The 12463-nt window shown below is 36.1% G+C and carries 11 protein-coding genes; 10 read left to right on the top strand and 1 reads right to left on the bottom strand.

From position 1 onward, the window contains the following. Positions 1–10 precede the first annotated feature (10 nt). The 4 genes from F2A31_RS07620 to hchA all read left to right on the top strand — a co-directional run bounded on the left by F2A31_RS07620 (position 11) and on the right by hchA (position 3125). The gene (locus tag F2A31_RS07620; RefSeq protein WP_004639207.1) at positions 11–706 is read left to right on the top strand and encodes a GntR family transcriptional regulator; all 696 of its coding nucleotides are present in this window, start codon (positions 11–13) and stop codon (positions 704–706) included. A 32-nt stretch (positions 707–738) separates the two neighbouring features. Beyond that, a complete protein-coding gene (locus F2A31_RS07625) occupies positions 739–1047 on the top strand; it encodes a hypothetical protein (protein ID WP_150025876.1) in 309 nt (102 codons plus the stop codon). A 165-nt stretch (positions 1048–1212) separates the two neighbouring features. Next, positions 1213–2088, top strand: coding sequence for an AraC family transcriptional regulator (locus tag F2A31_RS07630; protein WP_150025877.1), 876 nt, complete (start codon positions 1213–1215; stop codon positions 2086–2088). A gap of 164 nt (positions 2089–2252) precedes the next feature. Further along, complete coding sequence (gene hchA / locus F2A31_RS07635; RefSeq protein WP_150025878.1) at positions 2253–3125, top strand: glyoxalase III HchA; 873 nt, start codon at positions 2253–2255, stop codon at positions 3123–3125. 66 nt (positions 3126–3191) lie between these two features. Here the strand turns inward: hchA and F2A31_RS07640 are convergent, their stop codons facing one another. Beyond that, positions 3192–4067 carry a bile acid:sodium symporter family protein gene (locus F2A31_RS07640; protein WP_150025879.1) on the bottom strand — a complete coding sequence of 292 codons (876 nt, stop codon included), beginning with the start codon at positions 4065–4067 and terminating at the stop codon, positions 3192–3194. 675 nt (positions 4068–4742) lie between these two features. Here F2A31_RS07640 and F2A31_RS07645 point away from each other — a divergent pair. The 6 genes from F2A31_RS07645 (at position 4743) to F2A31_RS07670 (ending at position 12419) form a co-directional block, all read left to right on the top strand. Then, entirely contained in the window at positions 4743–5810 is a 1068-nt protein-coding gene (locus F2A31_RS07645; RefSeq protein ID WP_150025880.1) for an HlyD family secretion protein, read from the top strand. 23 nt (positions 5811–5833) lie between these two features. Then, positions 5834–7381 carry a DHA2 family efflux MFS transporter permease subunit gene (locus tag F2A31_RS07650; RefSeq protein ID WP_150025881.1) on the top strand — a complete coding sequence of 516 codons (1548 nt, stop codon included), beginning with the start codon at positions 5834–5836 and terminating at the stop codon, positions 7379–7381. Positions 7382–7508: 127 nt separating this feature from the next. Beyond that, entirely contained in the window at positions 7509–8330 is an 822-nt protein-coding gene (locus F2A31_RS07655; protein ID WP_150025882.1) for a hypothetical protein, read from the top strand. Further along, positions 8327–9913 (top strand): GH3 family domain-containing protein, encoded by a 1587-nt coding sequence (locus F2A31_RS07660; protein WP_150025883.1) that lies wholly within the window; start codon positions 8327–8329, stop codon positions 9911–9913. Before F2A31_RS07655 ends, F2A31_RS07660 begins: the two co-directional genes overlap by 4 nt. Beyond that, a complete protein-coding gene (locus F2A31_RS07665; RefSeq protein WP_150025884.1) occupies positions 9910–11238 on the top strand; it encodes a TolC family protein in 1329 nt (442 codons plus the stop codon). Before F2A31_RS07660 ends, F2A31_RS07665 begins: the two co-directional genes overlap by 4 nt. Before the next feature lie 11 nt (positions 11239–11249). Beyond that, positions 11250–12419 carry a hypothetical protein gene (locus tag F2A31_RS07670; RefSeq protein ID WP_150025885.1) on the top strand — a complete coding sequence of 390 codons (1170 nt, stop codon included), beginning with the start codon at positions 11250–11252 and terminating at the stop codon, positions 12417–12419. Positions 12420–12463: the final 44 nt, after the last annotated feature.

Here is a 12463-nt window from a genome sequence, read left to right on the forward strand (position 1 = left end):
GCAAGGTTGCATGAAAGAAACCAAAATAAAAACAACAAAAAGCTCAGACAATTTGTCTGAGCTGGTTTACCAACGCATTAAGAATGATATCTTTGATTTCAAACTGATGCCGGGTGAACGTTTCACTGAATCTGAAGTTGCAAAAGCTTATGATGTAAGTCGCACCCCAATCCGACAAGCATTGTATCGTTTGCAACAAGAGGGTTATGTTGATGTGAGTTTTCGTAGCGGTTGGCAAATCCGACCGCTCAATTTTCGATATTATGAAGAACTTTATGATGTCCGGATCGTATTAGAAAAAGATTCGATTCGCAAACTTTGTCAGATGGATCATCAAAACTCGGTTGAATTATCCGTTCTAAAAGATTTATGGTTGATTGAACCACATCAATACCTAAAAGACATTAAACAACTGTCACAACAAGATGAAGATTTCCATTGTGCTTTGGTTCGTGCTTCTGGAAATAATGAAATGGCGAGAATTCATCGTGATTTGAGTGAGCGAATCCGTATTATCCGTCGTTTAGATTTCTCTAAAGATTATCGGGTCGAGGCAACTTATCAGGAGCATCAGAAAATACTGGGTTATATTTTTAATCGTAAAGTAGATGAAGCCATTCAGGCGATTGAAGCACATATTATGCAAAGTCGTGATGAAGTGAAAAAAATTACTTTACAGATGTTGGATTCGAGTCAGTTTTATTAGAATGAAGCTATGGTGGAACCTTTGGGATTTTCATGGATAACTGGAAATATGCTTTGATAGCTTCGATTGTGACTATACTTGGAATGAGCATCGCTTCAATGCTCACAGCATTCAGGTTGTGGAAAGTTACACTTACTATTTTTTGTATTTCAAGTATCGGCTTTTGTGTAATCGGAGTATTAGGTAGACGGTCGGAAAATAATGGCTTTGATGGGGCATGGGGAGTGCATGGCGTATGGAGAGAGTTTTTAAATTTAGAAACTGTTTTAGTTAGTTTAGGAGTCGGCACTTTTATAACATTATTGTTCTTCTTAGCTATAGTTTCCTCGAAAAATAAATAAGAGTTTAATTTCATATTACACCTTGAACTTGGTTGTTATTTACAGGCGATTGAATGTGGCTAAATTAAAACTCTTTTTGTTATGCCTAATCCTGCATAAAACTAATATCTTTTATTCATTTTCTATTTAATAATAAATATCAAATCCACAATCATCAGATGAAACATGATGAATGATCAAATACTTAGCTCACTTTTTCTAAAACTTGTTGCTAAAGAAGGCTTCTTTGCTACGGCGATAGATGGCATCACTTTGATGCGCGTAGATCACAACACACCACCACTAGCCGTATTGCAAGAACCGACTCTAGTTTTTGTTTTGCAAGGCAGTAAACGTGGCTATATCGGAACTGAAACCTATGCATTTCAGCAAGGTGAATGCCTAATCGTTTCAGTATCTATGCCATTTGATTGTGATACGGTTGCAAGCCCTGAATTGCCTATGATTGCGGTTAGCATGAAACTAGAGGCGGATATGGTAAATGAATTGCTTGCTAAAACCTATTTTGAGAATGATCAATTTAAACCACTTACAACAGGTATGAGTGTAATCCAATTTGATCAAACGATTTCAAATGTATTAATCCGATTATTAAAAGCGCTGACATCAGAACAAGACTGCTTGATTTTAGGTGATCAAATCAAAAGAGAACTTCTATATCGAGTCATTCAGCATTCAGGGGCAGATGCTCTAAAAGGTCTAGTTGCTAAAGGTAATTTAAGACCAATTTATAAAATTTGTGAATATATTCAACATCATTTTACAGAAAAAATAACCGTGGAAATGCTTGCTGAGCAAGCCAATATGAGTACTTCTGCATTTCATAAAGCATTTAAACAAGTCACATTACATGCTCCTTTGCAATATTTAAAAATCGTACGGTTGCATAAGGCTAAACAAATATTGCAAAACGAAAACCAAAGTGTTGCTCAGGCAGCTTATGCTGTTGGTTACCAAGGCTCATCGCAATTTAGTCGTGAGTTTAAAAAACAGTTTGGTTTTTCCCCTAATCAAGTCAATTCAGATGTTGATAAGGAATGATGAAATGAAGATTAAAATTTGCGTAAAGTAGGCTTTATCTTCATAACATTATCTTTTATTTTGCCTAATAATATTCATTTTATGCCCATTCGTACATGAAACTTGAGAATGATCAAACAGAAAAGCAATATGTAAATCAAATAAATCCCAAGAGGAAGTTTAAGATGACAACAAATACTGAAGATCGCAATCCTACACCAGATCTAGCAGAAGACAATGCATTTTTCCCATCACCTTATTCATTAAGTCAGTACACAGCACCTAAAACGGACTATGATGGAACCACGTATCCAAATCCGTATAAAGGCGATAAAAAGATTCTTATGATTGCAACGGATGAGCGCTATATCCTAATGCAAAATGCAAAGTTCTTTTCTACAGGGAATCATCCAGTAGAAATGTTATTGCCTATGTTCCATTTGGATAATGCTGGCTTTGCATTTGATGTTGCAACATTGTCAGGCAATCCAGTGAAACTTGAAATGTGGGCGATGCCAAAAGAAGAGCAAGTTGTTTTGGATACCTATAACAAGTATGAGAAACAACTTAAATCTCCATTAAAATTGGCTGATATTTTAGACAAGGCTTTAAGTATTGATTCGCCTTATGCGGGCATCTTTATTCCGGGCGGACATGGAGTTTTGGCTAAAATTCCTGAAAGTAAAGAAGTAAAAGCTCTATTGAAATGGGCAGTAGATAATGACAAATATGTAATTACTTTGTGTCATGGGCCTGCTTCATTATTGGCAGCAGCAGTAGATGAAACTCCAAATGATTATATTTTTAAAGGCTATCAAGTTTGTGTATTCCCTGATTCTTTAGATAAAGGTGCCAATATTGATATTGGATACATGCCGGGGCAGTTGCCGTGGTTGGTTGGTGAAAATCTGGAAAAGCTTGGTGTAGAAATTTTAAATAAAGGGATCACAGGACAAGTGCATAAGGATAGAAAACTTCTAACAGGTGATAGTCCATTGGCCTCTAATAATTTAGGAAAACTAGCAGCTGAAACTTTATTGGCAGATTCAAGCCTTTAAGCATTATTTATTTTAATAATGAAAGACCTTCAAATCGCAACTATAGTGATTTGAAGGTCTTTGCTTTTAAGCTTGGCTTATTGTTTCTTCCGGTCCGAATTTAGTTACCCAAATTCCAAAGATTGTCGCGAAAATATACATAAAAATGGAATATACAGCGGCTGGCATTGCAATTGTGGTACTAGCCATAACTGTTAGTGCAATGGTCATCGCGAGTGTACTGTTATGAATTCCAATCTCAAATGCACATGCACGTGCTTGATATGAGCTGATACCCAATGTACGTGGAACGAAATAGCCAACCATCAAACTAATTGCACAGAAAAGAGCAGTTGCTAAACCAATTTGTCCAATGTAATTCATCAGATTTTCACGTTCAGTAATAATTGCACCTAAAATGATAATTACGAGAAAAATTACTGCAAATATGCGTACAGGACGGTTGAGCTTTTCAGCGAGATGAGGTGCATAATGGCGAATTAACATCCCGATACCAACTGGCACTAGAATAATTAAAAACACTTGCATGACTTTGGAAAACTGTAGACCTACTTGTTGTCCTTCATTCATAAAATAGAGAATGGAAAAGTTAACAATAAAGGGAAGAAAGACTGCTGCTAGTACTGCATTAATCGCAGTTAAACTAATATTGAGTGCAATATCACCTTTGTACAAATAACTAAATAAGTTTGCAGTTGTTCCTCCAGGGGAGGCTGCGAGTAGCATTAAACCAACAGCTAACAATGGTGGTAAGGCTAAGATTTTACAAATTAAAAAGGCAATCCCAACTAATAGTACTAACTGACAAAACAAAGCAATAAAAACAACTTTAGGATGCTTACTTACCCTAGCGAAATCTTTTAATGTTAATTCTAAACCTAATCCCGCCATAACAATTGCTAAAGCAATTGGTAAAAAAAGTGTAATCAATCCTGAATCCATATTCATCTTCCTTTTAATAAATATTATGTGCATAAATAAATGCTGTTTCGTCGTGCTAATTAAAAACCGAATCCTTCGATTTGTTGGCTCTTGGGAAAGCTAGTACGACGCAAACAACATATTTAAAAAACCAATAATATATGCAATGTGAATTTAGTTATTTTTCCTAAATAATTTCACTTATTAATATCATGCATTTTCTTTTGACGATAACTTAATTTAAGAGAAATTCATAAAAATTTAATGCAATTCTTCTAAAGTTAACATTCATTTATGTTGCTTAGTTACATTTTTACAACCATTAAGAATGATGACAGTTCTGTCTGAATCGTGAAGGGAAAAAGTCTGTCGTGTGTGCCTGTAAACTTTGAAATTTATTTGAAATTTTACTATTAATATTGTTATTAATTAAATAGATAGGTGTGTTCTTGTTGAAGATGTAAATAGTGAATTAATATGCTTAATAATTATTATTTTCATTTAACTGCATGTGTGGTTATTGACATAAATGTACAAGTGTACCGAAATTATGGTCAATGACACTAAATTAGATCGGGAATGATAATTCCCGCCAATTTGATATTTGTAACCATTTATTTAGATTAAATAAGTGAAAGTTATAGAAATCTTTAAATCGAAATAAAGGAATTTATATTACAACATGTGGGATGAAATATGGATGTCGTAGCTCGGGGAGAAGTAGAAACAGATACCAAAGTGCAAAAAAAGCAAAGAGTCACTTGGATTGTTTTTTCAATGCTTGCATTATTTTTGTTGATTGGGGTGATGTACTATTTTTTTATATTTCGATTTTACCAATCTACTGATAATGCCTATGTTCAAGCAGATCTCACTTGGGTAATGCCCAAAGTTACAGGTGAAGTTGTTGATTTAGTCATTAACGACAACCAGTTAGTCAAAAAAGGTGACACTTTAGTTGTGTTAGATCAACGTGATTATCAAGCGAGATATAATCAAGCTGAATCCTTGGTCACATTAAAAGAAGCCGCGCTTGTCGTTCAAGAGCAAAATGAAAAATCAGCACAATCATCAATTCAAGAAGCAAATAGTAGTGTCCTTGCTGCTCAGGCAGATCTATCACGGTTAAAAAAAGATTTTCTACGTTATCAAGATTTATTAAAAGATGGCGTTATTACGCGACAAAATTTTGAAAATATCCAATCTCAATATTTATCGGCACAGGCTCAACTTAATCGTGCGCTAGCTGGTGTAAATGCAGCAGAAGCGCAATTCGGTAGTTTAAAAGCGAGTCGTGCGCAATTACTGGCAGATATCCAAAATGCAAAAGCAAGTTTAGACTTATATCAAATAGATCTAGCATCAGCAAAGATTATAAGTCCTGTAACAGGAAAAGTAGGAAGTTTGGCAATACAGAAAGGCTCTCGTGTAAGTCCTCAAACTCGCTTAATGGCAATTATTCCTGAGGGTAGCTTATACGTACAAGCCAACTTTAAAGAAACACAAATTCAGAAAATGCATATCGGGCAAACGGTTTCTTTAAAGTTAGATGCATATCCAAACTTATCTTATACAGGAAAAATTGAAAGTTTTTCTCCTGCATCGGGAGCAACTTTTTCACTTATGCCGCCAGATAACGCAACAGGAAATTTTAATAAAGTTGTTCAACGAATTCCTGTACGAATTGCGATTGATCCAAGTCCACACACTGAGCTAATCAAGCCTGGTATGTCTGTCAAAGCGACCGTTAATTTAAAAACTTAAATTACGATTTTAGGGACTTAAATATGGATAAGCATTTGGATGAAGGCTGGAAGTTCCCGACTAAAGTCGCTTGGATGATTTTTATTGCCATGATTTTTGGCAATTTTATGGCGATTTTAGATATCCAAATTGTTGCTAGTTCTTTAAATGAAGTCCAAGCTGGGATGAGTGCAAGTCGTTATGAGGTCACTTGGGTTCAGACGGTGTATTTGATCGCTGAGATTATTGCAATTCCGATGTCCAGTATTATCGCCCGAGTTTTATCGACGAGGATTTACTACACTATTTGTGCAGTTGGATTTACGGTCAGTTCTTTGCTTTGTGCGATGGCATGGAATTTAGAAAGTTTACTTGTATTTCGAGCAATACAAGGATTCATGGGGGGAGGAATGATCCCAACCTCAATGACAGCGTTGTATTTACTTTTTCCTGAAGCTAGACGTGCATTACCTTTGGTTTTGTTTGGAATGATCAGCACCTTAGGACCTGCGATTGGACCAACTGTTGGTGGTTGGTTAACAAATAGTTTTTCATGGCACTGGATGTTTCTGATCAATATCATTCCTGGAATCATCATTGCAACCATTATTTTTTCTGGACCAGACATTGATCGCGCAGATCATAGCTTACTGAAAAAAATGGATTGGATCAGTCTAGTTGCCATGGCAATGTTTTTGGGCGGTTTGGAATATTTCCTCGATGAGGGGGCAAGACACGAATGGTTAGTAGATACAGGTGTACGTACTGCATTTTTGATTTGTATTGCAGGGGGATTGATATTTTTCTATCGAAGTTTCACACAACCTAAGCCATTGTTGGACTTGAGTGTTTTTAAAAATAAGAATTTTACCCTAAGTGCCATTATCACTTTTGTGATCGGTATGGCGTTATACGGTTTGGGATACATGATCCCCGTTTTTCTTGGTCAAGTACGAGAAATGAATAGCAGCCAAATCGGACATATCATGATGGTCACAGGTGTGGTGATGTTCTGTTTTGCCCCGTTCTTGGCATGGTTGATCCCGAATTTCGATACTAGAAAAACCGTGTTTGTTGGGATGATTATGGCTGGATTTGGTGTATGGCTAAATTCACATTTAAGTATTCACAGTGATTATGACTTTATGTTTTGGCCACAAATCTATCGTGGCATCGGTCTCATGATCTGTTTGATTGTGGTTTCGCACCTTGCCATGAGTACATTGCCATTGAATAAAGTAGCTGATGCCAGTGGAATTTATAATTTAATGCGAAATATTGGTGGAGCTGTTGGGCTTGCATTAATTAATTCATCACTAGATTGGTTAACTGCATTACATGTCACTGAGTTAAATCAATATATGACGCCTCAAAACTGGATTTTTGTGGAGCGTTTAGAACAACTGACAGCTCAATATCAAGAAGTTGGGTCAAATGCTCAACAAATTGCACTAAGTATTATTTATCGTGACATTCATTATCAAGCATTGACATCAAGTTTTAATGATTTATTGCGTATGCTTGCGATCATTATGTTTATTGCTGCCTTTCTTACATTTTTAATGGATAGGGGGAAGAAAATGAAAGTTTAAAAAGTTAGATTTGAGGGTGATTTTTCCTATAAAAGGTAAAATATATTTCACATAAAAATAATATTTATATAAGTATCGAGTTGTCTTGGGGACGAGAATACTTATATAGGTTTAAAGGTTATATCTTATGATTAAGACAACATATAAGCTTATTTCTAAGTTAAACAACAAAGAAGCAACTTATGGGCAATACGTTGAAAAAGAGAAAATTGATCTTGCTCAGCTAAAAACCATGTATTCAATTTACGAGCAATATTATGAGAATACTAAATTCTCAATCTTTGTTGAAGACTTTAAAAAGAAAAGTGGTGCAATATTAATTTTTAATTCAAAAACTGATCAAATAGTTGGTTTTTCAACAGTTGCTGTCCAACACTTTTATTTTGAAGGGAAAGATTATACCGTTTTATTCAGTGGAGATACGGTTATCCTGAGGGAATATTGGGGAACACGTACTTTACAAAGTGCGATGTTAAAATTCATGATGAAACTTAGAGTTAAATATCCATTTAATGAACTATATTGGTTATTGATCTCCAAAGGATATAAAACCTATTTATTATTAGCGAATAATTATTACGTATATTACCCAAATATAAAAGACGATAATCAACATTTAGCAGCAGTGGTTGAACATTATTGTGAGAACTTCTTTAGTGAATATTATGACAAAAAAGTAGGATTATTAAATTTTGGTGAGGATTATCAACCTTTAAAAGGAGAAGTTGCACCGATTACTGATGAAATGAGAACAAAAAATCCAAAAATTGAGTTTTTTGAGCAGCTTAATCCTACATGGACAGCAGGGACTGAATTACCTTGTATCGGGCGTTTAGCATGGAAAGATATTGCTCGGTTTCCTGTAAAATTAATTTCAAAACCAATGAGTAAAGGAAGATGTGAAGCAATCATCACAAAGCAAAAAATTCAAACTGGAGTGACAAAATGAAATATGAGCAATGGTTAAGTTATGGGTCACATTTTATTTTGAAACAGTGGTGTAAAACGACTGATAGAAAGTTTAGAAAAAAAGCAAATCAACTTGAAGCGACGCAACGTCAAATCCTTAGCTCTATTTTACAGTCTTCAACTTTAGCAATAGAAAATCGCGTGGTGAGCTATGAACAGTTCACGCATGCTTTTATGCCAAGTCGTTATGGCGCATGGCGAGCAGACATCGATCTATATCGCGAAGAGAAACGCTCACTTTCAAAGAGCAAGTTAGTTCGTTTTCAACCGACGAGTGGCTCTAGTGAACAGATAAAATTTATTCCATACACTCAACAATTTTTGGATGAGTTGGATCAAGCGATTGCGACATGGTTGGCGAGCTTATATCGAAAATGTCCTCAGCTCCAATCAGGAACACATTATTGGTCCGTTTCATGGTTACCTGAAAGCCAAAGAGAGATCTTAAAAGATAAAAACTTAAATGATGACAGTGCATTGCTAGGATTTGGGAAACGGATTTTATCTAAATTCACGCAGGCAGTTCCCAGTAATGTTGCATTTGCCTCAAATGCAGATGATGCCTTATTTGCCACGATTTGTTATCTCGTCGCAAATCGTAATCTGGCAATGATCTCTGTATGGAGCCCAACATTTGCATTACAACTTCTTGATCGTTTGCAAAATATGCATAAGGAGGTGATGGCTGTATTAGCTACGGGGTCTTGGGGGGGGCGAGCTGTATCTTTACAACAAGTAAAAGCACCCTACTGTCGATATAGTGCTGAGTGTCTAAGCATGAGTATGGTTGATGGGCAGATTGATTTTAAAAAATTATGGCCACGCTTAAGTTTAGTGTCTAGCTGGGATACAGCAGGTTCAAAAGCATGGGCGGACGTATTAAAAGCAAGATTACCTTTTGTACAATTTGAAGGTAAAGGTTTATGGGCAACTGAAGGTGTTGTAACGATACCATATCAAGATCAATACCCACTTGCTTATCAAAGTCATTTTTATGAGTTTGAATATTTAGAGGGGGAGCAACGTGGTCAAATTGTACCTTCATGGAAGCTCAAACAAGGTGATATTGTTAGCCCAATCATAAGTTCTGGTAATGGCTTATTAAGATATTGTCTCGATGATTGTATTCGCGTTACAGGCTTTTTAGAACAAGTACCGTGTTTTGAGTTTTTGGGTCGTCGCTTTGGTGTTGATCTCGTAGGTGAAAAACTAGCGCCTGAAACAGCACAACAACTTCTATCTCAACTTAATCAAACGCAATCAAAAGCGATCTCTTTGCTGGCAATTGATACACAACAACAGACAAAACCTTTTTATTGTGTTTTGTTTGAGGGGGATATTCATCATCAGATTGATCATGAATATATTGACCAGATCTTACGTCAGAATTTCCATTATGAACTTGCTCGTAATCTAGGGCAACTGGATCAACCGCAAATTCGAAAAGCAGAAAATGGTTGGGATGCCTACAAAAAACTCGTGATGTTTGACGGTATTATTGAAGGCAATATTAAGCCTGAACCTTTGAAAAAGATTAGCTTGAATAGTTTAGCGCAGCTATGAAACAAGGGATGAATAGGATGATGCAATTGGGGCATCGAATTGCTCGATATCAGTATTTAATACTTTCCAGTTTTTTAGTGATGAGTAGTCCACTCAATGCCATGACTTTAGATCAGGCATTGAGTGCTAGTTTAAAATATGAAAGTCAGTTGGAACTAAGTCGTTTAGATGTAAATCGTTCCACCGCTATGTTAGAGCAAGCAAAGCAACGAGATGGTCTAAAAATCAATTTAGTTGGTCAGTTGGACTATGAAAAAATCGAAACACCTGAAACGGTATTATTTCCAACCGAAGGTAATCGGCGAGGGCGTAGCCTACAGTTGCAGTTAGACTATCCGATTTATACTTCTGGTCGACATCGTCTAGGTGTCGATGTTGCTAAAAGCCAAGTTGCTGCTCAGCATCAGGCTTTTTCAGACCGTCGATCAGAAACGATCTTAAATACAGTGATGGTTTATACCGATGTATTGAAGAAAAAAGCCATTTTAGACTTGAGAAAGAAAACACTCACAAACTTGCAGCGTTCGCTATTCGAATCACAACGTCGGTTTGATGTTGGTATGATCACACGTGCTGATTTGGCTCAAGTATTGGCACAAGTTGCTCAAGGGCAAGCTGATGTGACTCAGGCGCAATCAAATCTTAGTATCAGTGAGGCGCAATTTTATCAGATTACGGGTATTTACCCAGAACATTTGGCTAAAGTTGATCAGCTACCCATGATTACGTTGAGTTTAGATGAGATCTTAGCTAAAACAAAAAATCACCCTGCACTGATTCAAGCCAAATATGAGAAGAAAGCAGCTGAACAACAATTTGCGCTTAGCAAAAGGGAGTTATGGCCGACCGTGATGTTAACCAGTCGTGCAGGTAAGCAAGAAGAGGCCAGTTATATCGGCTCTGAAAGTAATAACTATATGGTTGGAGTACAGTTAAATGTCCCTTTATTTGATGATGGATTAAATCGTGCGAATGTACGCAAAGCTCAGACGGATGTAGATTTGAGTCATCAGAAGATTAGAAGTTTAGAGCTGGACTTAAATCAACGTGTACAAACGACTTATGCCCAACTTTTAAGTGTTCGGCAAAATAAAAATGCGCTTCAAAATGCTATTGATGCAGCAGAAATCGCATTGTTATATACCCGAAAGGAATTTGAATTGGGCACAAAAACGACTTTTGATTTACTCAATACCGAACAAAAATTACTGGATGTGAAAACACAAAAAACAGTAAATGAACAAGATGAGATCGTTTTTGTTTATCAGTTATTAGATCAAATGGGTGAGTTAAATCAATTGATCACAACGCAACATCCGAAATAAGGGAAATAACAATGAATACAAGCCCAGCCAGCCAGCATTTTGAAAGTCAACTTGTTACAAGGGAAGCAATGCAGGAAGATGATCATGCCTTAAGAGCATTAATTGCTGTACCGATGACAACACGTGGTATCCAGATTAGTTTTCAACGCGAACCAAGCTATTTCAAAGCTTCTGATATCCTGTATAAACATAAATTGCATGTTCTGATTGAGGATAAAGAAAATCAGAAAAAAGTTGCTTGTTATAGCAATGGTTATCGACCATGTTATGTCAATCGAGAGATACAAAACTTTCGATATGCGAGTGATTTGCGAGTAGATCATCAATATCGCGGAAAATTTCTAGTGAAAATGCTAGGCGCTCATGTTGAAAAAACAATGCATGAACCTAATTTTAGTCAAATGATTATTTTTGATGATAATCATGCTGCGCGTGCGGCTATTCAAACGGCTAAAACTGGCATGCCTGATTATTATGATGAAGGACTGATTGAGACTTTAACATTAACGAGTTTAGGCAGACTGAGTAAACTAAAAAAATATATAAAGGCTCAAACGTCAAATAATGAAACTGCTGATGAGATTTGGTCATGTACTGCTGGGATTGAGCATATTGCTGCAATGAATGCTTTTGTGACGGAAATGTCAGATTATTATAATTTTATTCCTGCATATAATTTTGAAGAATTGGCTGAAGGGGATTGTTATTTTACTGGTTTAAATCTTTCGGATTTTTTACTTTATTTTCATAATGATAAAATCGTAGGAATGTTTGGGCTATGGGATCAACATGGTCTTAAACAAACTAAAATATTACATTACAGTCGCATGATTGGATTGTTTCGTCCGATTTATAATTTATGTACGGTTTTTAGCAAAAGTTTAATTTTGCCAAAACGTGGTGACTCAGTGAAATACCATGTATTACATAGTTTATTGTGTCATCCAAACGCTTTGTCTTTGCATCATCGTATGCTCACCGATGCTTATCAGCGTTCCAAGCAATTGGGAATCGGTGCTGTAAGTTTTACCTTGTCACATCAAGATCCCCGTTATCAGCTCAATCAATTTTATAAGGGAGAGCGTTTAACTGGAATGCATGGCTTTATTAGCTTTCAAGGTGATCCTCGTCCCAATTTTGACAAAAACTTAATCCCATATCTTGAGGTGGGTAGAATTTAATTATTTTTATGTTATAATTTAACATATTTAAATATCATGATTAG

This window comes from Acinetobacter suaedae (assembly GCF_008630915.1).
GTDB classification, from domain to species: domain Bacteria; phylum Pseudomonadota; class Gammaproteobacteria; order Pseudomonadales; family Moraxellaceae; genus Acinetobacter; species Acinetobacter suaedae.